Origin of the sequence: Listeria floridensis FSL S10-1187 (genome assembly GCF_000525875.1) — a bacterium.
Classification (GTDB): Bacteria; Bacillota; Bacilli; order Lactobacillales; family Listeriaceae; genus Listeria; species Listeria floridensis.
In genome coordinates, this window is sequence record NZ_AODF01000033.1 from 1 (window position 1) to 24,220 (window position 24,220).

21 protein-coding genes and 6 pseudogenes are annotated in these 24,220 nt (G+C 41.8%); 21 read left to right on the forward strand and 6 right to left on the reverse strand.

The annotated features are described in order from the left end of the window. The first annotated feature begins 43 nt into the window (after nucleotides 1–43). The 4 genes from MFLO_RS16555 to MFLO_RS15165 all read left to right on the forward strand — a co-directional run bounded on the left by MFLO_RS16555 (nucleotide 44) and on the right by MFLO_RS15165 (nucleotide 2,662). Entirely contained in the window at nucleotides 44–925 is an 882-nt protein-coding gene (locus tag MFLO_RS16555; RefSeq protein WP_051993640.1) for a hypothetical protein, read from the forward strand. A gap of 13 nt (nucleotides 926–938) precedes the next feature. Next, nucleotides 939–1,328, forward strand: a complete 390-nt coding sequence (locus tag MFLO_RS11840) for a hypothetical protein (protein ID WP_036098212.1) — start codon at nucleotides 939–941, stop codon at nucleotides 1,326–1,328. Between the two features lie 480 nt (nucleotides 1,329–1,808). Further along, nucleotides 1,809–2,006, forward strand: coding sequence for a hypothetical protein (locus tag MFLO_RS16560; protein ID WP_241433648.1), 198 nt, complete (start codon nucleotides 1,809–1,811; stop codon nucleotides 2,004–2,006). Between the two features lie 437 nt (nucleotides 2,007–2,443). Beyond that, nucleotides 2,444–2,662 (forward strand): Imm59 family immunity protein, encoded by a 219-nt coding sequence (locus MFLO_RS15165; RefSeq protein ID WP_420912536.1) that lies wholly within the window; start codon nucleotides 2,444–2,446, stop codon nucleotides 2,660–2,662. 346 nt (nucleotides 2,663–3,008) lie between these two features. On the opposite strand, the gene MFLO_RS15865 is transcribed toward MFLO_RS15165, so the two are convergent. After that, complete coding sequence (locus MFLO_RS15865) at nucleotides 3,009–3,164, reverse strand: hypothetical protein (protein WP_173400584.1); 156 nt, start codon at nucleotides 3,162–3,164, stop codon at nucleotides 3,009–3,011. Between the two features lie 349 nt (nucleotides 3,165–3,513). Between MFLO_RS15865 and MFLO_RS11850 the strand changes: the two genes are divergently transcribed. The 7 genes and pseudogenes from MFLO_RS11850 (at nucleotide 3,514) to MFLO_RS11880 (ending at nucleotide 7,958) form a co-directional block, all read left to right on the forward strand. Beyond that, nucleotides 3,514–3,705: a DUF3188 domain-containing protein gene (locus MFLO_RS11850; RefSeq protein WP_036098214.1), complete on the forward strand. Its 192-nt coding sequence runs from the start codon at nucleotides 3,514–3,516 to the stop codon at nucleotides 3,703–3,705. Continuing rightward, complete coding sequence (locus tag MFLO_RS11855; RefSeq protein ID WP_036098215.1) at nucleotides 3,702–4,172, forward strand: DUF3284 domain-containing protein; 471 nt, start codon at nucleotides 3,702–3,704, stop codon at nucleotides 4,170–4,172. Before MFLO_RS11850 ends, MFLO_RS11855 begins: the two co-directional genes overlap by 4 nt. Nucleotides 4,173–4,307: 135 nt before the next feature. After that, nucleotides 4,308–6,047: pseudogene (gene dnaX, locus MFLO_RS16895) on the forward strand (DNA polymerase III subunit gamma/tau). A gap of 28 nt (nucleotides 6,048–6,075) precedes the next feature. Further along, on the forward strand, nucleotides 6,076–6,393 hold the full coding sequence (locus MFLO_RS11865; RefSeq protein ID WP_036098216.1) for a YbaB/EbfC family nucleoid-associated protein: 318 nt from the start codon (nucleotides 6,076–6,078) through the stop codon (nucleotides 6,391–6,393). A 64-nt stretch (nucleotides 6,394–6,457) separates the two neighbouring features. Next, nucleotides 6,458–7,054, forward strand: coding sequence for a recombination mediator RecR (gene recR / locus MFLO_RS11870; RefSeq protein ID WP_036098217.1), 597 nt, complete (start codon nucleotides 6,458–6,460; stop codon nucleotides 7,052–7,054). Nucleotides 7,055–7,075: 21 nt separating this feature from the next. Continuing rightward, nucleotides 7,076–7,332: pseudogene (locus MFLO_RS15445) on the forward strand (YaaL family protein). 164 nt (nucleotides 7,333–7,496) lie between these two features. Further along, on the forward strand, nucleotides 7,497–7,958 hold the full coding sequence (locus MFLO_RS11880) for an ASCH domain-containing protein (RefSeq protein ID WP_036098219.1): 462 nt from the start codon (nucleotides 7,497–7,499) through the stop codon (nucleotides 7,956–7,958). A 56-nt stretch (nucleotides 7,959–8,014) separates the two neighbouring features. Here MFLO_RS11880 and MFLO_RS11885 read toward each other — a convergent pair. The 4 genes and pseudogenes from MFLO_RS11885 to dhaK all read right to left on the reverse strand — a co-directional run bounded on the left by MFLO_RS11885 (nucleotide 8,015) and on the right by dhaK (nucleotide 10,957). After that, nucleotides 8,015–8,867, reverse strand: a pseudogene (locus tag MFLO_RS11885) (aldo/keto reductase). Nucleotides 8,868–8,971: 104 nt separating this feature from the next. Further along, nucleotides 8,972–9,343, reverse strand: coding sequence for a dihydroxyacetone kinase phosphoryl donor subunit DhaM (gene dhaM, locus MFLO_RS11890; RefSeq protein WP_036098220.1), 372 nt, complete (start codon nucleotides 9,341–9,343; stop codon nucleotides 8,972–8,974). 5 nt (nucleotides 9,344–9,348) lie between these two features. Beyond that, nucleotides 9,349–9,945: a dihydroxyacetone kinase subunit DhaL gene (dhaL, locus tag MFLO_RS11895; RefSeq protein WP_036098222.1), complete on the reverse strand. Its 597-nt coding sequence runs from the start codon at nucleotides 9,943–9,945 to the stop codon at nucleotides 9,349–9,351. A gap of 19 nt (nucleotides 9,946–9,964) precedes the next feature. Next, nucleotides 9,965–10,957: a dihydroxyacetone kinase subunit DhaK gene (gene dhaK / locus MFLO_RS11900; protein WP_036098223.1), complete on the reverse strand. Its 993-nt coding sequence runs from the start codon at nucleotides 10,955–10,957 to the stop codon at nucleotides 9,965–9,967. A gap of 149 nt (nucleotides 10,958–11,106) precedes the next feature. Between dhaK and MFLO_RS11905 the strand changes: the two are divergent. The 8 genes and pseudogenes from MFLO_RS11905 (at nucleotide 11,107) to MFLO_RS16900 (ending at nucleotide 21,133) form a co-directional block, all read left to right on the forward strand. Further along, nucleotides 11,107–12,481: pseudogene (locus MFLO_RS11905) on the forward strand (aminotransferase class I/II-fold pyridoxal phosphate-dependent enzyme). A gap of 38 nt (nucleotides 12,482–12,519) precedes the next feature. Continuing rightward, on the forward strand, nucleotides 12,520–13,152 hold the full coding sequence (gene tmk / locus MFLO_RS11910) for a dTMP kinase (protein ID WP_036098230.1): 633 nt from the start codon (nucleotides 12,520–12,522) through the stop codon (nucleotides 13,150–13,152). Between the two features lie 93 nt (nucleotides 13,153–13,245). Then, nucleotides 13,246–13,575, forward strand: coding sequence for a cyclic-di-AMP receptor (locus tag MFLO_RS11915; RefSeq protein WP_036098224.1), 330 nt, complete (start codon nucleotides 13,246–13,248; stop codon nucleotides 13,573–13,575). Nucleotides 13,576–14,109: 534 nt separating this feature from the next. Continuing rightward, complete coding sequence (locus MFLO_RS11920) at nucleotides 14,110–17,457, forward strand: pectate lyase-like adhesive domain-containing protein (protein WP_036098225.1); 3,348 nt, start codon at nucleotides 14,110–14,112, stop codon at nucleotides 17,455–17,457. Between the two features lie 14 nt (nucleotides 17,458–17,471). Then, entirely contained in the window at nucleotides 17,472–18,521 is a 1,050-nt protein-coding gene (locus MFLO_RS11925; protein WP_051993641.1) for a WxL domain-containing protein, read from the forward strand. A gap of 22 nt (nucleotides 18,522–18,543) precedes the next feature. Continuing rightward, the gene (locus MFLO_RS11930; protein WP_036098226.1) at nucleotides 18,544–19,272 is read left to right on the forward strand and encodes a WxL domain-containing protein; all 729 of its coding nucleotides are present in this window, start codon (nucleotides 18,544–18,546) and stop codon (nucleotides 19,270–19,272) included. A 19-nt stretch (nucleotides 19,273–19,291) separates the two neighbouring features. Continuing rightward, complete coding sequence (locus tag MFLO_RS11935; RefSeq protein ID WP_051993642.1) at nucleotides 19,292–20,017, forward strand: WxL domain-containing protein; 726 nt, start codon at nucleotides 19,292–19,294, stop codon at nucleotides 20,015–20,017. An 83-nt stretch (nucleotides 20,018–20,100) separates the two neighbouring features. Beyond that, nucleotides 20,101–21,133 (forward strand): annotated as a pseudogene (locus tag MFLO_RS16900) (WxLIP family cell surface protein). 55 nt (nucleotides 21,134–21,188) lie between these two features. Here MFLO_RS16900 and MFLO_RS11945 read toward each other — a convergent pair. Then, nucleotides 21,189–22,563 (reverse strand): annotated as a pseudogene (locus MFLO_RS11945) (LysM peptidoglycan-binding domain-containing protein). Nucleotides 22,564–22,802: 239 nt separating this feature from the next. Between MFLO_RS11945 and MFLO_RS11950 the strand changes: the two are divergent. Together MFLO_RS11950 and MFLO_RS11955 are read left to right on the forward strand one after the other, a co-directional pair. Then, on the forward strand, nucleotides 22,803–23,372 hold the full coding sequence (locus tag MFLO_RS11950) for a TetR/AcrR family transcriptional regulator (protein WP_036098227.1): 570 nt from the start codon (nucleotides 22,803–22,805) through the stop codon (nucleotides 23,370–23,372). A 173-nt stretch (nucleotides 23,373–23,545) separates the two neighbouring features. Then, nucleotides 23,546–24,220: DEAD/DEAH box helicase family protein (locus tag MFLO_RS11955; RefSeq protein ID WP_036098228.1), on the forward strand; the 675-nt coding region annotated here is incomplete at its 3' end.

A 24,220-nucleotide genomic window follows, 5' to 3' on the forward strand; every position in this document is an offset into this window, starting at 1 on the left:
TCGTCGATTCAGGATGAACAGCAGAAAAAGGAGTTTTGGGTGAATGTTGCGGCGGACGGTCGCGATCGTCGGGGTTGCGATTTTTTGTCCGCCTGCTGGTCTCGTGCTTGGGGCGGCTTATGGCAGTCTAGAAATGAGTGCGGCAGTGACGGGAAAAGATTGGCTGACGGGGCGTGAGATGGATACGTCGGAACGCGCATTACGTGGAGCATTTTCGCTGTTTGACCTAGTTCCGGGCGTAAAGGCGATGTCTGGCGGGACACGAGTGCTCGGGGAAACGGGACACTTAGCGGAACTTAGTCGGCTGGTGATGCGCGGAAAGCAAACAGCGGTGTCGAAAGCAGAGGATTTGGTTCGGATCGGGAAGAATCAAGCGGAGATGCGGGTAAGAAGTTTGAAAGGGGCGGCGCATAGCGGAGTGGACAAGTTGACACACGGTTTGGATACGATCGGGAACATCGGAGCGAAATGGGAGAATAGTTTGAACTTACCGCCGCGGCAGCAGTTAGCGATGGCGGATATTGGTGGACTGGATGCTTCTGGTAGTTCGAAGGTGCTCGCGCAGACAGAAAAATGGCAGGCTACGTTGCAGCGGTTTGATGTGAATCTTGGCGGGGGAAGTAAGGCAGATGGTATAATGGAGAAATCTAGTGGAGCTGATTTTAGAAATATTATTAAAAAAGGCGAAAAAATGTTGAATCATAAGGTTGTGGAAAAGGGGGGGTTACCAAGAGATGGAAAACCAAATTCTTCAGCAGATATTCTTAATCCTGACGGAAGCGTAAAGCAAAGAAGATATTATGATGACAAAGGTAGGGCAAAAGAAGATATAGATTTTAATCATTCAGATGATGGAACACATGAATTTCCACATAGACACAAGTGGGATTGGACAAATCCTAATAAACCAAAAAGATTGAAATAAGGGGAGATAATTAATGGAATGGGAAGAATTAGAAACTCAAGCAGATATTGATAAATTAATGCAATTGATCAATAATTTTCATGATAGTTGTATAAAAAGTTTGACGTATTCAAGTGGTACCTATGTAGATGAGGAATATTCGATGATAATGAATACAGAACCAGTAGTGAATTTATTGATACAAAGACAATCAGAGTTTATGACAAATATAGAATTATGTTTAAGAGGAGTTAGTAAATTTCATATAAACAATGACTTGGATTTGACTTTAGATATATTAGGTGCTCGTTTTACTAAGCAAGAAGATGGGTTTTATTGGTATACTAGCGAAGATATTGAAGATGAAACTGTGACAAGTTTTGTATGTAAAGAAATTAAATGGAGAAGCATATCCTCACAATGAAAAATTATTGATGTTTAAATTGAATTGTAATTAGTTCTATAAAAATTAAAAAGGTGGGATTATCAATGCCAACTTTACATGCTAAAATGATAAGTCTCCCGCCCCAAGAAAGCCAGTGGAGATAAACTAGATTTTAAAAATAATAAATTCCCCGATATATCGAAAATGTCAAAAAATGAAATTTTGCGTAGTCTGCCTGATGGGTGGAAGTATACAGAAAATAATAGATTTATACATGTTAGAGATTCGACTGGTAAAGTCAGAATGAAGATAGATCCACCAGATAAAAATACTAAGTACGATCATGTACACTTATTTGACAATAATGGAAATACTGTGGGTTGGAAAAGTAAAGATGCACATATTCCATTCGGAAATTAGGAGGAGATATGGAAAAACAAAAAAATAATAGAAGATATAGAGTATTGGGATGCCAGAGTACTTGATTTGAAATCATTGTGTTTTGGGGATGAGATTCAAGTGATATTTGAAGGTGAAGAAACAGATGTATATATCCTTGAATTTATACATTGTTATAAAGTGTCATATGAAAATAATTTTACTCTAGATAGTAATATGAAAGTATGTGATATGAACAAAGGGCAATTAGGTTACTTTATGCAAGATGTATCTGTCTCTAAATATGATAACGGTGATGAGTTTATAAAATTTTTTTGACTTATCAATCATGACAATGGAGATAGTTTGCGAAAAAATTACTATTAAAAAAGTCCTTAAGGATACAGTATCATTTTTTGGGGAAAATAATTAAATAATAAAAAAGGCACTTTATCACGAGACTGGTAATCAAGTGATAAAGCTTTGACTAGTAAGCCTAAACTTACTAATCAAGTTGTTAGTAGCTAACAAAAAGCTAGCTGTATTTATTGTGAAAAATTATTTTTGGGAAAAGAAGCGATTGAACTTGGTCGTTTCTTTTTCTACATCTAGAATTAATATACAGCCCCAAGAAAGCTAATGGGACTATTGGTGATCTTAATAAGTTACCAGAAATTGAGATTGAATTTAATAGAAAGTCTAAACATAGTGCAAAAAATTAGGATTGCTAAAGGAGATAAACTAAAAGGAACAAAGAAACAAAAGACGATCAGGAAATGTTACAAAAAGATATAAAGACACTCGGTTATTCTTCTTTGTGCTATAGTATTTTTGAAGGAAAGGATAATAACAGACAAGAATATCAGGTGAGAATCGAAAAGCGCAAAATTTCTTTGAGGTATACGTATCAGGGGAATGGGCGTCGGTTTCGGGTAAAAGTGAATTTAGTAATTTCTGGAATGCATATAGAGAGTTTGCATTCTTATTTCAAATGATGATTTTATAAAATCGTAAACGTATCTCAAATAACGAACCAGTGGAATATCACTGCCCACTTTGGGATGCTGTAAGGGAAGATTAGTAGAAACGGCAAAAGCTCAAACTTTTGCCGTTTGTCTTTTCCGGAGGTGGTATGCCATCAGAGCGCACGTTTATTAAGAAAAAAAAGAAGCTAAAAATATGTACTCAAGCGAAAAATTACGGAAAAGAAACAACTGAAAATAAAAGCTTATGGCATACTGGTAATACGTGTTTTTTGGAATATATAACGAATCAATAAAAATTAGGGGTAGAAATTATGATTCCGACTCTCGATTAACCGGGATAAAAAAAGAAACTGAATCAATCATCAGTTTCCAAGTCATTTTTTTGCGGGGACGACTTATCTTGGTCATCTTTTTTTGCCATTTTATCATCAGGAAATACAATCGAAAATGTATCACGTTTGATCACTTTGCTGTTTCTGCTTTCTTCTGGCATATCAGATTTTAATGCCATTCGGCTCACCTCGATTTCTTAGTTTGATTATACCACAATCATCGAATTTTTCAGTGTAGAAAATACACACTTGAAAAGCAAGCGTGTATAAAATTTTAATGCGGCATCGGGCTTACAGTAAGGGGTGCGAATTTTTAGGTTGGCACGATAATTGCATTATAAAGAAGGAAGAAGAAGTCACTTTTTTAGTCATTTTGATAAGCCTGATTGTATAAAATATTAAGATTTCGTATTGCAACGCCACGAGCATAACGGTAAAATAAATAAGAAGCGGTCTCGCAGGTTACAAAAGAAGCTCCTTGAGGCGGCACATTTATTTGATACGATCTAGGAATGGTAGGGATCATTTATGAAAATCGCAAATAGTCTTTTTATTGTTTGTATAGGTTTAATGGTTATTATGTTTAGCCCGTCGTTTGGAAAAGATGGCGCGGCAAGTACTCCGATGATGGTCACTGGGCTCATTATCGTCGCAATCGGAGTCCTTTTAGTTGTGACCGGCATTAAAAAAAATAAAGGACAGGGAGGGGATAAGAAATGAATGTCTCGCAAAAGCTTTTTATTTCCCAGAAGGAATGTTTTGACGCTATTATTCGATCGGTTATTTATGATATTAAAAAATCAACTGGGAAAGCCAAACAACTTCGCCAGCTTCAAGGGTTTTCTTATCAACGGACGATGGCGAACGGGGTAAGAACAACAACCACGATTAGCGAAGTAACGCCAAACGAGGTTTATCAATTTGAAACAGCTACTAGCGTAAATAAACACATCACAACCTATTCTATCGTCGCAACCAGCGAAACAACGTGTGAGGTTACCTATAATGAGAAAATGGAATCCGATAAAACGATGCGGAAGTTAAACGATATGATCGTTGGTTTCTTATTCGGCTTTTTCCGCAAAAAACGCGCGCGAAACTTGCTTAGAGCGATCGAGCAATCTGTCATCAATGAAAGTAAAGCGAAGAAAACCAAAGCGGAAACTGAAGCAAAAATTGAAGGTTAAATTTCTGAAAAAACGAAAGCATTCACTGCTACTTAGTGCATGCTTTTTTTTAGCTCTAAAAAATAAGTTTCTCCTTATCAAACGAAGCGAAGTAAGCTATAATGTAACTACTAAAGCTTTTAGGGAGAGTGAAAGATGGCATATCAAGCATTATATCGTGTATTCAGGCCGCAGTCGTTTGATGATGTTGTCGGGCAAGGCCATGTCACTCGGACGCTTCAAAACGCAATCACTCAAAATAAAACATCGCACGCTTATTTGTTTAGCGGACCTCGTGGAACGGGAAAAACCAGCGCGGCGAAAATCTTTGCAAAAGCAATCAACTGCGAACGAGGCGAAAACGGCGAACCTTGCAATGAGTGTGAAACGTGCAAATCGATTACAGAAGGTACAAATCCAGATGTTCTTGAAATTGATGCTGCGAGCAATAATGGGGTTGAAGAAATTCGAGATATTCGGGAAAAAAGTAAAATATGCACCAACAGTTTCTAAATATAAAATCTACATTATTGATGAAGTTCACATGCTTTCAACTGGGGCTTTCAATGCGCTCCTTAAGACACTTGAAGAACCACCGAAACATGTCATTTTTATTTTAGCAACAACTGAGCCGCATAAACTGCCGCTTACAATCATTTCGCGGGTTCAGCGTTTTGACTTCAAACGAATTACAACGCAGGATATCACGGAGCGGATGGCTTATATTTTAAACGAAGAAAAAATTGCTTTTGATGAAAAGGCTTTGACGATTATTGCTCGAGCGGCTGAGGGCGGCATGCGCGATGCTCTAAGTTTGCTTGATCAGGTCATTTCATATGGGTCTGAGGAAGTCACTGTGACCGACGCGCTTGAGATCACTGGCTCCGTTTCCCAAAATCTGCTTACGGAACTCGTTAACAGCATCATGGAAAGCGATGCCGAAGCGGCTATCCAGAAACTGGCCGAGCTACTTGCAGAAGGAAAAGATCCAGTCAGACTTGTTGAAGATTTGCTTGTTTTTTTTCCGCGACATACTGCTTTATCAAAAAGCGCCGCAACTTGAAGAAACTTTGGAACGAGCTGTTGCGGATGAACCTTTTCAAGCTCTGGCGAAGAAGGCGGATGCCAGCCGGATTTACGATTCAGTCGATCTGCTTAATAAAGCACAGCAGCAAATGCGATTTTCCAACCATCCGGGGATTTACGTTGAAGTTGCTGTTGTACAGTTAACGCAAACGAAAAGCAGGGTGGCTGTCGGAACTGGTTCTACAGAAGCGACCACAGATTCAGAAGCTGTGACGATGCTTCAATCCGAAGTACGCGCTCTCCGTTCTGAAATAGAATCTTTGAAAAAAAAATGGTGTAAAAGCAGCCGAATCATCGGCTGAAAAACCAAGCCGTTCAAAGAAAGCTACCTTAAACAACAGCAAAGGCTTTAAAGCACCAGTCGGCAAGATCAATCATGTGCTTGGCGTTGCAAAGAAAAAAGATTTGCAAATGATCAGGAGTGTCTGGAGCGACTTAATGTCGATGTTAATGGCTTCGCAAGCCGCACTTTTAAACGATGCAGAACCTGTAGCTGCCTCTGATGACACTTTTGTGTTAAAATTTAAGCATGAGATTCACTGTCAAATGGCGATGGATAATACGTCGTTTGTTGAAACGGTGGAAGCTAATATTTCAAAACTGACGCAAACGAACTATTCATTCATCGGTATCCCAGAAGATCAGTGGCATGACGTGCGCGAAAATTTTATTAAAACGCACGCGGCTGGTGACGAGGAACATACTGAAGGCGAAGGGGCACCGCAAACAGGTGAACCCGAACCGGAAGACAGTTTTGTCAGTGAAGCAGCTAAACTAGTTGGAGAAGATTTACTAGAAGTAAAAGAATAAATAAGAATGAAGAAGAGGAGAATTATTTATGCGTGGAATGGGTAATATGCAAGGTATGATGAAACAAATGCAGAAAATGCAAAAGGAAATGGCAAAGGCACAAGCTGAACTGGAAGCTTCTGAGTTCACAGGAACAGCAGGCGGTGAAATGGTTACGATTAAAATCGACGGAAAACGTCAAGTATTAGACGTAGTCATTAAAGAAGAAGTAGTCGATCCGGAAGATGTCGAAATGCTACAAGATCTTGTGCTCGCGGCAACGAACGATGCATTAAAGCAGCTTGAAGAAACGACTTCGCAAAAGATGGGCAAATTTACACAAGGAATGAACATTCCAGGACTATAATAAAGTTTACGGCGGCAGGACCGAAGTTGTCCTGCCTGCTTTTTTGAAAGTGAGCGATGTATATATGCATTATCCAGAGCCGATCACGAAGTTAATAGACAGCTTTATGAAGCTGCCTGGGATTGGACCGAAATCGGCGGCGCGGCTTGCTTTTTTCGTCTTAGATATGAAAGAAGATGACGTGCTGGGCTTTGCCAAGGCGCTTGTTGACGCCAAACGGAATTTAACATTTTGCTCCGTTTGCGGACACATTACCGATCAAGACCCGTGCTATATTTGTTCAGATACGAGTCGTGACCGCAGTGTAATTTGTGTCGTGGAAGAACCGCGTGATGTTATTGCGATGGAAAAAATGCGCGATTATCACGGTTTGTATCACGTGCTTCATGGGACGATTTCGCCAATGGACGGCGTTGGGCCAGAAGATATCAACATAGCTGATCTAATTAAGCGGCTACAAAATGAAGAAGTCGAAGAGGTCATCTTAGCGACTAATCCGAATGTCGAGGGTGAAGCAACCGCCATGTACATTTCCCGGCTAGTTAAACCAAGCGGCATTAAAGTAACCCGAATTGCGCATGGCCTTCCAGTAGGCGGCGATTTAGAGTATGCGGATGAAGTAACACTTTCAAAAGCACTCGAAGGCAGACGGGAAGTTTAACAATTTTAGAGGTGGAAAACGATGGAATCAAGAAGTGACCGTCACGGCGGACATAAAAAACCGAAAAAAAATAGGCAAACTGCATAAGAATTATGATGCGTATTTGATGGAATTAATCGAAATTACGCAGGAAAATTGGCACCAACAAAAAAATGCTCGTGCGAAAAAGTTTTGAATATGATCCGCGGCTTGAATTTGAGGCGAAAAAAGCGGAAGCTAAATATTTCTACTTGTTTAAAGAAGCAAGACACCGCCAAGTAAGCGGCAAAAGAAAGTAAAAATTGTATAGTAAAAAAGGCACTTGATTACAAAAGGGAAACTTTTTGCGGCAAAAGCCTTCTATTTCGATTTAGGGTTGTTGGAAAGTATCTGACAGCCCATTTATTTTAGCTTCACAGAGGTTCATTGAAAATGAAGTACCAAAGAGGGAGGTAGGTAAAACGTGAATAAGAAAACGGAAGAATACTGGGTAAAATATGCAAATGAAAATAAATTAGACACACAGGTACCAAGTTATTGGATGTTTGGCGACGGCAGTAAAAAAATGGCCGATGAACTGGTAGCGCTAGTACTTTCGGGTAAAAAGACCGGAACATGTGGAGCTAAAGTCAGCTATGATTTTGAAAACGAATCGATACCCGTTGTCGGACAATATGATATCATCTTAAACGGCGACGGCGATCCAGTAGCGATCATCAAATATACAACTGTTGAAGAAATGCCGATGAATGAAGTATCCCTAGAGTTTGCGCGCTCTGAAGGCGAGGGTGATTTGAGCTACGATTATTGGTATACAGAACATGAAAAGTTCTTCAAGCGAGAGATGAAAGAATACGGAATGACATTTACGCCAGATTTGATTTTGATATGCCAATCATTTGAACTAGTAGATACAATTAAATGAAAAAGTAGCAAAAAAGAGATTTGCCGCCGGAAAAGGCGCAAATCTCTTTTTTTAAATCAAAATTCTTCTGGTTCCGTCCTCACATAAACCACATCAGGTGCGTGACTGACTCGCTCACCTCGATTAAGTTGCTTAATCAAAAGCATTTCCTCACGTGTCAGTTCAAAATCATAAATAGCGGCATTTTCGCGAATACGCTCTGGTTTTTCAGATTTCGGAATAATGCTGACATCGTTTTGAATATGCCAGCGCAACACAACCTGAGCCGGAGTTTTCCCGTATTTCTTCCCGATTTTCTTTAGCACAGGCTCCTTCAAAACCGTCGCGCGCCCGAGCGGACTCCAAGCTTGATGAACAATGTGCAACTCCTCGAGATAGCGGTGCAAGAGGCTGTTTGGAAAATGGGGGTGGGACTCCAGCTGATCAACAGCTGGCAAAACATTGGCTTTCGTCATCAACCGATCCAAGTGGTGCGCTTCAAAATTTGAAACCCCAATCGCTCGAACAAGCCCCTTATCGTAAAGCCGTTCAAGCGCTTTCCACGTTTCAAAAAAAGTATCCACCTTTGGCCAGTGCACCAAATACAAATCAATATAATCGAGCTTCAATTTCTTAAGCGACGCTTCAAACGCCTTAAGCGTCTTGTCGTAACCTTGATCCGTATTCCAAACCTTCGTCGTAATAAAATAATCCTCACGCTTTAGCCCAGAGGAGCGAAAAAAAATCACCAATATATTTCTCATTATGATAAAACTGCGCCGTATCAAATAGCCGGTATCCCGTTTCTACCGCCGTTTCAAGCGAACGATGCAGCTCCCCTTCATCAACCAATTTATAAGCGCCAAAACCGTGCCGTGGCATTAAAATCCCATTATTCAGCTTCAAATTATCCGTAAAAGCCTTCATCATTCTTCCCTCCATCTCACGTTTCCACTTTTAGGATAACAAAAACCTGCCGCGGTTGCACGAAAAAAAGCCGGATAGTCGCTTGGCGAAATCTATCCGGCTGTTCGTTATTTAATCACGATTGATTTCAAATTGGCTTCAATTACTTCTTGCTTTTCATCAATTTGAACCTGTGCGGCAGTCGCATATGCGCCCTCTAAAATGGGAGCATCATATAGAATAATTTCCTTATCCGAAAGCTCCTTCACCGTCTCGATGTTCATTTTGGCGCTGCCAAGGTCGTAAAATGCATAAACCTTGTCCGCCGCATTATCCAGAAACGCTTGATTCACCTTGTCGAAACTTGTGCCAATCCCACCGTCATCCGTTCCGCCTGCATAAGTAATCGAAACATCTGCCGCAACTTGACTGATGATATCATGAACGCCTTTTGCAACATCCTTTGAATGCGAAATCACTACAATCCCAAATGGTTTCATTTTTATTATTCCCCTTCCGCTTTAAGCAGCGCTTGAAATAGCAAAGCTGAGGAGTACGCGCCAGGATCAAGATGGCCAATTGACCGTTCGCCGAGATAAGATGCCCGACCCTTTGTCGCTTTCATATCTTTCGTTTTTTGCAGCGCTGCTTCGATTGCATCACTTGTGAATTCATTTTGCCGCATCGCATTGATCACCGGTTCCCACACATCAATCATCGTTTTTTCGCCTGCATGCGACTTCCCGCGATTTTCGATGCCATTTAAGCCGGCTTCAAACACATCCGGAAGCGTATCCGGACTAAGTGTATCAGCATTTACGGCCTTGCTCATTCCGAGAAAAGCCGAACCATAAAGCGGGCCAGATGCGCCGCCGACTTTGCTAAGCAGAGTCATGGCTGTCGTCTTAAAGACGTCCGCTAATGTGGCTGGTTCTTTTTCCGCAAGTACCTTTTTAAGCTCCGTTAATCCACGCGCCATATTGACACCGTGATCACCATCTCCAATCGCTTGATCGAGATCACTGAGCAACTGTTTATTTTCAATTACGCGATCCGCAAAATCATCAAGAAAACGGATCGCCCATTTTTTATCAAAACCCATGCTGTTTTCCTCCCCAACATTAATTCCAAGCTATCGTTCGAACCGGATAATTCAACATATCTAGCCATTTTTCGTCCGCAAGCTTAAGCACCGTAAGCGAAACTCCGGCCATTTCGAGCGAAGTCATATAGTCGCCGACAAGCGTTTTTTCAACCGACGTGCCCTTTGCTCCTAACCATTCATGAACATCATTTGCAAATACATATTGCTCCATAAGCGGAGTTGCACCCATACCATTTACAAGCACGACGAGCTTATCACCAGCCGCAAAATGATGCTCATTATCGATACGTTCGAGCAGTTGTTTCGCTAAATCTTGAGAGGGCATAATCTTTTCACGGCTGAATCCCGGTTCCCCGTGAATCCCAATCCCAAGCTCAATTTCATCCGGCCCAAGCTCGAATCCGGGATGCCCGACCTCAGGAACCGTACAAGGCGACAGCGCCACCCCGATCGTCTTAATGGAAGCGGTTACTTTTTCGCCCAGCGCTTTAAGCTCCTCAAGACTTGCTCCGGCTTCTGCCGCTGCTCCGACAATCTTGTGTACAAGCACTGTCCCAGCAACCCCGCGCCGTCCAGTCGTAAACGTACTGTCTTCCACCGCGATATCATCATTGACAATAATTTGTTCTACTTGAATATCATCCATTTCCGCGAGTTCCTTCGCCATATCAAAGTTCATCACATCGCCGGTATAATTTTTGACAATTAAAAGTACTCCTTTGCCTTGATCGGCAGCCTTAATCCCTGCGTGAATTTGATCTGGCGTTGGGGAAGTAAAAACATCTCCGCAAACTGCCGCAGAAAGCATTCCATTTCCAACATAGCCAGCATGAGCCGGTTCATGACCCGATCCGCCGCCGCTCACGAGCCCGACTTTTCCGGGACGCTTATCGACACGAGCGAGAACACGAGTATCCGGAACACGTTCAACCAGATCAGGATGCGACTTTGCGAGACCTTCCACCATTTGTTCAACAACTTGATCAGCAGCATTGATAATTTTTTTCATCAGCCCTACTCCTCCTTAGAATGAACATACATTACACTAGGAAATTCCCGAACTGAGTGTCATTGAAACGTTTTTTTTTGAAATTGCTTTCATAGTTCGTTTTAAGCGCTTGAAGTGGTACAATGAGGAAGGAAAAGGGAGGCCTTGTCATGGAGAAACAAACAAAAGCGCCGCTACTTGAAGCCATCGAAAAACACGTCGCACAAAACCCAGTATCGCTTCATGTACCCGGACATAAGAACGGCTTGCTTTATGCGGGCAAATGGCAGGAAATATTAAAATACGACCTAACAGAAATCAGTGGAATGGATGATCTGCATCACCCAGAAAGTGTGATTCTTGAAGCAAAAGAGTTGCTGCGAGAAGCTTACGGAGCAGAAGAAAGTTTTTTTTCTTGTAGGAGGTTCAACAAGCGGCAACTTAGCGATGATTCTTGCTGCTGTGACTCGCGGTGACAAAGTTGTTGTGGCACGAGACGCGCATAAGTCAGTTATCCACGGACTCGAATTAGCTGGAGCCGAACCGATTTTTCTTGAAGCGCGGCTTGATCCAGAAACCGGAACCGCATCTGGGATTGACCCTGTTTTGCTCGAACAAGTGTTACGCGAAAATGAAAATGTTCGGGCAGTAATCGTGACCTATCCAAGCTACTACGGAACGACTTTTCAGCTCGATCGAATCGTGGCACTTGCCCATCAATTTGGCGCCTTTGCCCTCGTTGATGAAGCACATGGCGCGCACTTTATCGCAAGCGATGAATTCCCGCGCGAAGCACTTCGCGCGGGGGCAGATGCGGTTGTGCAGTCGGCGCATAAGACTCTTCCGGCACTCACGATGGGCGCTTACTTACATATCAACAATAAGAAACTAGCGCATGTGCGTCACTACCTTGAGATGCTGCAATCGAGTAGCCCATCTTACCTCGTGATGGCATCGCTTGATGTGGCAAGGCGCTATGTGGCGCTCTATTCGGATGAAGATTTCAAAGCATTTTGGAAGATGCGTGCGAAGTGGCTACGTTTTTTGGAGAAACAAGAGCTTTCGCTTATCTTGCCGGATGATCCTTTGAAGCTGATCGTGCGGAAAACGGGTTATTCCGGATACGCTATCGCGAGCGAGCTTGAAAAATTTGGATTCTATCCCGAACTCGCGGATGCCCGCCAAGTGCTTTTGATCTTGCCGCTGATGGCGAAGGGAATGGACTTTGCACCAATCGGGAAGATACGCTGGCACAAGCCCGAGCAAGCGGAAATGGAAATGCCGAACTTGGCCGTCCCGCGCGTATCGAAACTTGCGATTTCCTATCAAGATATGGCGGCGCGGGAGACGGGGTTTGTGCCGCTTGGCGAAGCAGCGGGAGCTGTCGCGGCAGAAAATGTGGCGCTCTATCCGCCTGGAATTCCTGGTGTATTAAGGGGAGAAAAGTTATCTGAAAGGGAGATTTTGTATTTGAAGCAAGTTCAAAGCAGACATTTCCACGGGGGGAAAAGGTTAAAAGAAGGTTTTATCGAAGTCTTTTTATGATATAATCGGGTGTGGATATTGATGAAGGAGTGGAAGGAATGGCGATTTTCATCAGTCTTGAAGGGCCGGATGGTTCAGGGAAGACTACAGCACTCGCGCTTTTGATCGAGAAAATGGAAGCGGCGGGGCTTGATTTTATTAAAACACGCGAACCGGGCGGCAGTCCGATTTCTGAGAAGGTGCGAGATATTGTACTCGGTATCGGCAATGAAGAAATGGACCCGCGTACAGAAACGCTTTTGATAGCGGGGGCTCGCAGGCAGCATGTGGTTGAAAAAATTCGTCCTGCGCTTGAAGCAGGTCAACATGTTCTTTGCGACCGATTTGTGGACAGCTCGCTTGCCTATCAGGGTGCTGGGCGCGGCATCGGCATCAAGGAAGTGCTTGACATCAATTTGTTCGCCATCGAGGACACGTTTCCGGATAAAACGTATTATCTTGATGTGCCGGCTGAGATTGGTCTTGCACGGATTGCGGCGAATAAGGGACGCGAAGTTAATCGGCTCGACAAAGAAGATGTCAGCTTCCATGATAAGGTACAGCAAGGATACGAAGAAATTATCGCGATGTTCCCTGATCGCTTCGTGCGGGTTGATGGTACGCGGTCACCGGAGGAGATCACGGATACTATCTTAATGGATATTTTGGACACGATAGCTGACACGGAATGAAAGCATTGTGAAAAAGTGGGTGCAAATTAGTAAGGAAATAATGTGATGTTTTGCTATAATAGGGAAAAGGTACTTTTGAAGGGGATGATAGAAATGAAACTGATTTTCGCAATTGTGCAAGATCAAGACAGCAATCGACTTTCAGATGCACTGATGAAGGATAATTTTGGAGCAACAAAGCTTGCAACAACGGGTGGATTTTTGAAAGCTGGGAATACAACGTTTATTATCGGGGTGGAAGATGAGCGTGTGGACGATGCCTTAGATATTATTCGTGATAATTGCAAAGCTCGCGAACAAATGATGACTCCTTCTGCTTCGCTTGGTGTAACAGTTGACACCTACGTACCTTACCCAATTGAGGTACAAGTAGGCGGTGCAACGGTTTTCGTGATGCCAGTAGAAAGTTTCCATCATTTTTAAATTGGAAATTTTGTAAAATATGATAAAAAAAATGGAAAACTTGACAAAAAAATATTTTTGTCAAGTTTTTTTATGTGACTATTTCGTGACAATTTTAAAAAAAAGATAGAAGATAAAGCTCTGAAAGGCTATTTTTTTACAAAATTCTCATGGTATAATAAAGGTGCTTACAAGGAACAGTGTAATAATACTGTTTTTTTATCATCGCAAGTAAATCTTTTAGATTCCATTTCTAATAGAAGATAGTAAATTCAGTCCTCTCAGTAATCTATGCTAAAAAAGTAATAGAATCCTCATACTATTCTAAAAATAATAAATTAAACTCTATTTTTAAGGCAGCGTGGTATCGGATTTATTAAGAAAATGGCAACAGAATTACTTGGTGAGGTAAGCACTATCTTATTTCAAAGTGAGGTGAGAATTTGAGTAAAAGGACAATCTCTTATTGCTTTTTAATCGGCTGCTTTGTTTTGATATTGGGACTCGCCCTTCCGCTTGGAACAAATGGGATTAGTGGACTTCTAGACCGAGCGTATGCCTCAAAAAAAAATCACATTAGCTTCTGAAAAGGAGTACGCGTTTCAAAACGAAACTTTTCAGCTGACGGTCAGCGATGAAGAACTAGCAGATGAAGAAGAGCTTAAAATGGTACTTCCTGAAGATGTTGCTTTCTTAAGTGAAGAGACTTCACGTGAAAATGAAAGTGAAGCTGTCACATTTGATGAAACTACGAACGAATTGACAATTCCAGCTAAAGCATTCAAGGGAGACAAGGCTAATCTTTTCTTTAAATCAGAAAAAATCGGTACGTATGATTTAGTTTTATCGAAAGAATCTACTGAAGAAACTGTTTATTCCAACTCTCTGAAGTTTATGGTTATTGAACGAGAGGAAGCGGTCACTTCGGAAGAGGATCAGCCAACTACAGAAATAGTTAATGAAGAGAAGCAAAATGATGGTCAGTCTGTGAAACAAAAGGAATCTATCCTGACAAAAGCTGCCCGTGTAGGAACAACGGCTTATGTAACGAATGCAGATGAATTGGAAGAAGCGATGAAAGATGCCAATATCGGCGAGATCGTCGTGATGAATGATTTTGCTTTTACGCAATATACGAGTACAGCAGCGGGTGAGGCCAACTTGGTTGTACCGGCGCGAGATTTACTTGTTCGCGGCAATACACCTGATATAAAAGTCGATTTTAGACGGCGTGGCTATAGGATGAATTTCAGTACAACGACAGTTAATTTAGAAGTTCGAGATATCGCTATATACGGGCAAAACTACTGGGGCCCATTTCGCTTATCCGGTAATGTATCGGCAAAGTCTCAATATGTCATTGATAATATGACTTACATCGGAGCCCAGTATACGTACTCTATTGAAGCAGATATGACCATTAAAGGAACGATCGTCAATCGTTCTGTGAATTCATACACAAGCCCGATTGACGGTAAAATTTATAACGCGCAGGCAAATCAGTCTAATCTTGAGATTACGAATATCATCTTTAAAGCAGGTTCAAGTTACACTGGAACGACGGAAAACGGAACGGTTCTACGACTTGGTACAGGTGGGGCAACAGGAAGTGCAATCGTTGAAGAAGGTGCGAAACTTAATCTTGAGGGCGGCGGAAACGGGCTTTCAGGAGAAGGCGCTTGGACTAATATTGAAATGAATGGAAATCTCATCGTTAACAAAAATGCGGAAGTGAAAATTACTTCCCCAGACAATTCAACTCGTGGCGGAATTTCGATGGGATCGAACTCCAAAGTGGAACTCCTTGATGGGGCGACGCTTAGCATGGAAATGAATGGACCGTTTACAGATGCTTACGATAAAAACCCTATTGTTGTTGGAACGGGCGGCGAATTCACTGTTGCGAGTGGAGCGAAACTATCGATTGTAGCGAATAATCAAGGAACAAGTACAGGGAGTCTTGTGAAGACGGGATCAAAAAGTAAGTTTGAAATCGGAAGAAAAGGGAGCTTCCATCTTTCTACAGATGGTACAGCTGCTAAAAATTTGGTCTCAATCGGGGCAACCTCAACATTTAATTTTGCAGATGCAGAAGAAATTGATTTAGATGCAAGAAGAAATACACATGCCAATACGCGTCTTATCTATATGACAACGAACGGAACATTTACAGCGTCTATTCAGCGTGTGAAGGCATGGTTGGTAGCGGATGCAGCAGTCGAGAAACCTTCGTATGATTGGTATCCAATGTACGATATGTCAGTTATTTATGCAAATGGAAATGTGACATCAGCGACTGGCGGAAGTATTTTGAATGAAACGGCAAAAGATTTTGGAGACTTTTATCGAACGCAAAACTTTAAACGTGTGCTGTTTGAATGGATACCAGATGTAGATGTAACAATTAATAACCTGACGGATAAACAATCTGATCAAAATAGTCATGTTATTAGGGGGATTTCAAATCCAGGTGCATGGATTTATTTAACAGGTGATAGTGCAATTCCAGAAGGAACAATCGATGCACAAGCAGAATCAGATACGAAGAAATACCATGTGAAAGCTGATGATGTAACTGGGGAATATGCTTTCACACTTCCTGATGGAGAATATCTAACGGGGGGAAACAAAGTCGTTGCCTATGCTTATTTAGATGGTAAAAGTCATGTGGTTGAATCGACTGTAGTAGATGAAACAGCGCCTGATAAACCAACCTTAGATGCGATCAAGGATGTTGATGCTGTTATTACTGGATCAGCGGAAGCGAATAGCACAGTAACGATTCATCGTGCAGATGATGACACTGTTTTTGAAACGGTAACAGCAGGAGCTGATGGCAAGTACACTGTCACACTATCGGATACACAAAAACCGCTTGAGCCTTACATCAGTTATTATGCAGTTTCAACGGATGCGGCATCAAATATTAGTGAAAAATCAGATGTGCAGACAGTGAGCGACACAACGGCACCAAGTGCTAATCCTAAGACCCAAATCGTTGAAATTAACTCATCATTTGAGACGGATCCGCGAGCATTATTGACGGATCTTAAGGACAATGCAGGAACAGATGATACGAATTTGACGCTTGTGTTTACCAAAAATCCAAGAATGGATAAAGTGGGTTATTCAACTGCTGAGATTATGATTACAGATAAAGCTGGAAACTCTACAGTGGTTATCATTCCGGTTTTTGTAGAAGATGACAGTTCATCTCTTTCAGATACTGTTTTACTTCGTTCGGAAGGATTTTTTGCAGCAGAAAGTGAAGTGCCAACAGATGAGGCGGAACTTGATAAGTTCATTATCGAGCGATCGCTTGCACAAGCTTGGGAAATTCCAAGTGGAGTTGATATTACAGATGAAATTATAGTTACAAACCGAGGCGGGCTAACAAATAGCGCAAATCTTTATGATGAAATCGAAATTCAAATCCGTGATGTGAAAGCGAAGATTGTTGTGGTTGTTATGCCTGGGACGTTAAGCATCAAACAGATTCCCGATGATATTTCATTTGGCACGCAAAAAATTCGTTCTTATGAACAGCGTATCAAGCCTGAAAGTGCTACGAAGGTGATTGTCGAGGATCAGCGTGCTGATCGGCAAGGATGGAAACTGACGGCTACCTTGGATGCGCCGTATACAACGACTGAGAGTGACACACTAGAAGACAGCTTGGTAATCGCAACGAAAAATGGTGATGGAACAACGCGCTATCTGCCGATCAATGACCAAGGAACCACTCCGGTTTTTGAAAAAGAAACTGCGAGCCTTGGAACGACAGAGGTTGATTTAAATCCGACCGGCGATCTGGGATTGATGCTTGACCTTTTACCAGGAAATATCAGAAGCGGCAGAAGCTATCAGACAAAGATTGTCTGGACGCTTGAAAACTCGCCATGAAAAGGGGTTTGGTGATGAAAAAGTTTTTACTAACCAGCCTGCTCGTATTGGCCATGTTTCTGAGTTTGTTTCCGCAAAAAATGATTCAGGCGTCAAGCTACGATTCACAAGTCGGTTTAACGCTGACGGGTGAACAAAAGGAACCAAAGCCTAGTCAAAACCCTCCTAATGTTCATAAACCTCAGCCGATTGAAGACCCAAATGCAGATGACAAAGTGAAACAGTCTGGCATATTACCACACACAGGCGATCAGTCAGAACTACTTTATCCGCTATGCGGGGCTGTTCTTTTAACAGGATTAATTGCTTTCTGGCTGCTGAAAAGAAAAAAACGCAAACACTCCAAAGCAAAGGTCGGAGCCATGTTAGCAGTTATCTTAGCAATATCGCTTTTTCCGATTAGTGAAAAAGTGGCAGCTAAAAGCAGTACTTCTTCAAAGGCAGATATCTATTATGCTAGCAATTTTGACAGCACTAATCCGGTTGATCCGAATGACCCAGGTAATGAAGTTGTACCGCATTCAGATCAGCCGATTATGCCGGGGACACCTGGCCCGCTAAGTATTGATTTTGCATCGAACATTCAATTTGGCAAGCATGAAATCAGCGGAAAGACGGAAACTTATTTTGCAGAACTGACCAGCGTTACTGTTAAAAAGACAGGCATCACAAAAAAAGTTCCCAACTATGTTCAAGTGACAGATAATCGTGGAACATTAAGCGGCTATCGCCTGACAGTGAAGCAAAATGGTCAATTAAAGAGCGGCTCAAATGTATTAAAAGGGGCTGAAATCAAGTTTTTAAATAGCACGTTAAAAAGTGCCGGTAGCAAGAAGTATCCACAAAGTGTAAATGTGATCGCACTTGATCCAAATGGTGATAGTTCAAGCGATGTCATTATCGCAAAGTTTGGAACAGGTCCGGGAACATGGGTCAACGCATTCGGGGGGACAGATGCACAGGCACGAAAAAGTGTACAGGTAGTACTTCCAAATGAAACGAAGAAAGTGGCAGGCAACTACACGACTTCGTTAACTTGGGAATTAATAGATTCACCATACTAATATAATTAAGGGAGATATTGAAATGAACAAAACATTTAAAATTACAGCACTAGGTTTAGTAACAATTTTAGGAGTATCAGGCATGAGCACAACAGCTTTAGCGGCTGATGGCGGCTCGACAACTTCAAAAGGAGATATCATTTTCGAAACGAATACAGATCCAACTGGACCAAAAGATCCGGATACGGATAAGCCGATCAATCCAACAGATCCTGATACACCGACTCCAACGGCTGGACCATTAAGTATTGATTATGTTTCGACGCTTCACTTCGGAACACAAAAAATCTCGGGTAACAACGAGGTTTACTATGCAGAGCTCGATAAACTTGAAGAAATTCCATCGGGAACAATCGTTAACAAACCGAACTACATCCAAATCACGGATAATCGCGGTTCGAATGCTGGCTGGAAGCTGACTGTTGTTCAAGATGCTCAATTTAAAAACGGTGCAAGTGAACTTACTGGTGCAATTCTTAAACTTGAGAACCCAACAATGAAATCAAGCAAAAAAACAGCTGGTAATACACCAACTGCAAGCGCAATTACACTAACTCCAGACGGAACAACTTCTTCTGATGCAATTGTGGCGCAAGACCAACAAGGTATGGGTACTTGGTTTGATACTTTTGGTGCTGATGAAACGGCAGGCGCAACTAGTATCTCACTAACAGTACCAGGGGATACTGCGAAAGTAGCTGGAAAATATGTAACAACTCTAACTTGGACTCTTGCAGATACACCTGACTGATTAAAAGGAGCTTTTAAGTATGAAGGCGGGAAAATTTTTCACACTGGCAATGCTTGCGATGATGTTTTTCTTTGCCGGCACTCAGACAGTTTTGGCAGCGGGAGACAGCAGTGACTCGAGCGTTCAATTTGTTGGTGATGATGATGGAACGACGCAGCCAGTAAACCCTGTCGATCCAACTGAAGAAGTAAATCCAACAGATCCTGTTACACCAACATCTGGGGCCTTGCGAATTGATTTTGCTTCAAACATTTCGTTTGGTACGCAAAAGATTTACGGGAAAGATACCACTTATCATCCGCTTTATACGCAAGTTAAGCCAGTTTCAGATGGTACGATCACTAAATATGTTCCTCAGTATGTGCAGATTACAGATAATACGGGTTTAAATCAAGGTTGGGAACTCATGGTAAGCGGTACGGAATTTAAAAGTACATCAGACAAGGTTTTAACCGGTGCAGAATTGATCTTAAGCGGCACAACTGTGAATTCAAAAATGGATCAAAAATTTAAACCTAGCCTAATCAACTCGCGGGTTGCAATCGGATCAACTCCAGAATCGGTTGTTACAGCTTCAGCGAATGAGGGGATGTCAGTTTGGACAGTAGCATTTGGAGATGCAGAAGGACTTAACAGCAGTTCTTTCAACTCTAATATTTCGCTTCATGTTCCAGCTGAAACGGTTAAGGTGGCGGGAGAAACTTATACGTCAACGCTAACGTGGACGCTTAGTTCGGCGCCTTAAGCCGATGTTTTAGCAGATGGGCTGCGGGGATGAAAACAAATTTTTGTCCCCGCACCTATTTTATGTGTGGAAGGAGATTCAATATGAAGAAAAGATGGCTCATACTCCCATTCTTTTTGATGAGTATGTTAATTATTTTACTAGTACCAACAACAGCAAAAGCTGGAACTTCGATGGGATTCTCGGTCATTTCGAATATTCCTGAGAATCAAATTGATAAGACGAAAACTTACTTTGACTTGCAGATGGAGCCAGGTCAGGTTCAAGAACTTGAAGTAGTAGTTACAAATTCGCAAAATCAAGATATTATTATTGAAAACAACGCCAACACAGCGATAACAAATGATAATGGAATTGTCGACTATAGCCGGACAAATCCAAAATTCGATAAAACGTTGAAATACCCATTTTCAAAAATTGCAGAAGTCGAAGAAACCACTACGATTCCTGCTAAAAGCCAAAAAAGTATTAAGATTAAGGTGACGATGCCAAAAGAGTTCTTTGACGGAATCATTCTTGGCGGACTTCATTTTAAGGAAAAAGAAGATGACAAAAAAGCAGACGAAGCGAATAAAGGGGTTCAAATTGAAAACCGCTATGCTTATGTGATTGGCGTCATGCTACGTGAAACAGATAAAGAGGTTGCACCAGACATGAAGCTAAATGCGATCACACCTTCGCAAGTTAATTACCGTAATGTTTTGAAGGCAAACTTGCAAAACACGGAACAAACGATGATTAAAGATTTGAAGGTTGAGGCGTCAGTTACAAAAAAAAGGCAGTAGCAAAGTGCTGCATCAAGCGAAAAAAGATAACATGCGGATGGCACCAAATTCCAATTTCAATTTTGGGATTAACTGGGATAACCAAGAGTTCAAGCCCGGAAAGTACACGTTGAAATTAACGGCATGGGGCAGCGGCAAGAAATGGACATTTACGAAGGATTTTGAAATTAAAAAAGATGAAGCAGATAAGCTGAATGATAAGGCAGTTGAACTAGAGAAAGATTACACAATGTGGTACATTATTGGCGGGATTGCTTTACTCGTAGTGCTCTTAATCCTTGTATTCTTACTTGGAAGAAAATCACGCAAGAAAAATGAAGATCGTGAATAAATCAAAAGAAACCCCTTGAAGTCATTTAGAACCTCCAAGGGGTTTTCTGTTCAGTTTATTTTATGCGCAACTTTTGACCAACGTAAATGGTATTGCTTGTTAGGTTGTTTAATGCTTTAAGACTCGCAACAGATGTGCCGTTTCGAGATGAAACACCCCATAACGTATCGCCTTTTTTAACGGTATAGTAAGAGGCTTGGCTACTGTCGCCGGGATTTGGAGCAGGTGCAGTATTTCCGGCAGAGACTTTTAACGTTTGACCTGGGTGAATCAAATCGGACTTCAAGCCGTTCCAAGTTTTCAAGTTGGCAATGGAAACACCGAATTTGTTTGAAATACGCCACAACGAATCACCGGCAACAACTTGATAAGTTTGCGCAGCAGAAGAACCGCCAGAATTTCCAGAACCGCTTCCAGAGTTTGATCCACCAGAAGGAGGCGGGGTCAGGGTTGGCCCTTTTTTTACGATCAGCTTTTGACCGACGTAAATAGTATCCGAACTTAGGTTGTTCATCGATTTAAGTGTGGCAACGGAAACACCGTAACGCGTTGCAATGCGCCATAATGTGTCACCCTTCACAACAGTATAATATGTATTGGCAGAGGAGCCGGAACCAGGTACTGAACCGCTTCCTGGAGTGTCGAATTGAGTAAGGTTGTATGTTTTGATCAAATTATTGAGCTTGACCGAATAGCTTGTATCGGTTGCATAAGTTCCCGTTAACGCCTTAGTGGCATCCAAATATGATTTTGTGTTGCTTTTCCAAACGCCTGCATAATAGTTTGAGTTCCAAGAAGGTCCGCCTTTAATGACACGGGCATAATCTTCAAGCGATTGGTGGTAGGTTGGATACTTTCGGAAATAAGCATTGACTAAATAAAGATTTCCTTTTCCGTCATCCTCATAGGTTTGTTTCAATACCGATTGCCCATTGTACGAACCTTTAATGCCAAATAGGTTGAAGTTTGGTGCAGAGCCTAACATGCTCGTTCCATAGGCGCTTTCAAGGATTGCTTGCGCTATCATAACAGAGGCGTATAAGTCATTTGCTCCGGCAATTTGGGATGCGCTGTTGCTGATTTGGTTAATAAAACCTTGAACAGTTGCGTTTGAACGCATGGTTGTTTTTTTCGACATTGCTGTATGTAGCTGCTGCGGAATAGCTAGACAAGGGCTTAGCGACAGAAGACGCTTCCACATTTTTTGCTTGATTTCCCGCGGGTTTTGCAAGGACCTTATCCCCTTGATCCTGATTGTTCGATGCGATTTCATCTGCACTCGCCGGCGTAGCATAAGCAGGGACGATAACTGTACTCGCTGCTGCTGTAAAACTTGCCAATTTAACTCCTTTTTTTAGCACACTTCTCTTAGGCGATTGTTTTTCATGGTGTTTTGCGGCTTCGATTCTCTCTTTTCTACTTAAATTCACGATCGCTCACCTCTTTTTTTAAATTATTTTCACAGATATCATCATCTTCTCCATTATTGCATGTTTCTAACGACTTTGCTATGTCGAAAATGTTACAATTCATTATCATACATAATAATTCATAAATTTGCCACACTTGTTTGCTAAAATGTGAAATATAACGGCTTGAACTATAGGTATTGCTCTGTTATACTGTTTTTAAGTAAGTACTTGCTTTATGCGGTGAGAGGAGCGGAAGAGTGATTACGAATGAATCGATAATGGAAGCTACGCTTGAGATGGTGGCAAAAAATGGTATTAAAGCTTCGACGACACGTCAACTTGCCGAAGCGGCAGGCATCAATGAGGCGACGATTTTCAAGAAATTCAAAAACAAAGATAACTTGATTCACATGACGCTGGAATTTCAGTTTGAGATGATCAAAACAGAGATTGACGAATTTTTTGCTAAAGAAATGACTGAAAGCCGACTTTTCCTTCGTGAAGTAAGTCAGTTCATTTTAGAATTATACGATAGATATCGAGCGTTCATGGTAATATCTGTCAAAGAAATGGGTAGCAAAGATATGGAATTTATCAATCCGACAGTTGTGGAGTATTTATACGAACAAGTAAATGCGAAGATTAAAACGTTTATGGATGAAAAAGTTCAGCCCGAGCAGTCTGAAACCGTGGCACTTGTTTTAAACAGTGTGATTCTCTTGACGATGGTGGAGCGCGTGAACGATGATGTCTATGACCGCCCGCCGAAAATCACAATTAACGCAGAACTACTCGCCAATTTACTTGGGAAATTAATTAAAGAATAATAAACAAGCCAACCCTCAGTTTTCCATCTGAGGGTTGGCTTGTTTTAATTTATCTACTTAATGTTAGAGCACTGTGCAAGGCTTAACATTTTAAAGCATTGCAGCACTTCTTTGATTGTATGCTATACTTGGAAATGTAAAAATAGAATACAACAAAGAGGTGAGTGTGCAGCGTGAAAGAGGTTGATTATAAGGAAGATGATTTTGATCGTGCGCATGACAGCATTGGGAACTTGATCGGGAAAGGTGTTTGGGGCAAAGGTGCGATTGATGAGCTGAAGAAGGTATCGGAGAACTTGGATGAAGCGGAGGAAGACATTCGGAACTTGGATTATGATGGAGCGATTTCATTCAGTCATAAAAGTTCAGAGAAAGAACTGCAAGAGCTGTTTGAGGATTTTGACGTGCTGCACCAGTTTTCTGGGCGGGTGGATGAACTTGTTCATACGAAAATGGATCGGCCGTTTTTTGAAGATCTAGATCGGTTTGTGGAAGGCATGCGGAACTTGGATGCCTCTAAGTTTACGACGACAAATCGGATTGGGGCGACGAAGACGGAAACGGTTTTTGTGAATAGCTATACGCAGGAACAGCGGGAAGTACCCAAAACAGAAGTGACGATGGATGATCTGTTTAGCGGGAGTAATGTGTACGCCGATCAGTTGAAAAACCAGTTTCAGGCATGGAAGAAGTTGAATCCGGATGAGGCGGTTTCAGAGAACGATTTTCGAGCGGCGATGCTGAATACGCGCGCGTTTGCGTATACGTCGATTCAGGATGAACAGCAGAAAAAGGAGTTTTGGGTGAATGTTGCGGCGACGGTCGCGATCGTCGGGGTTGCGATTTTT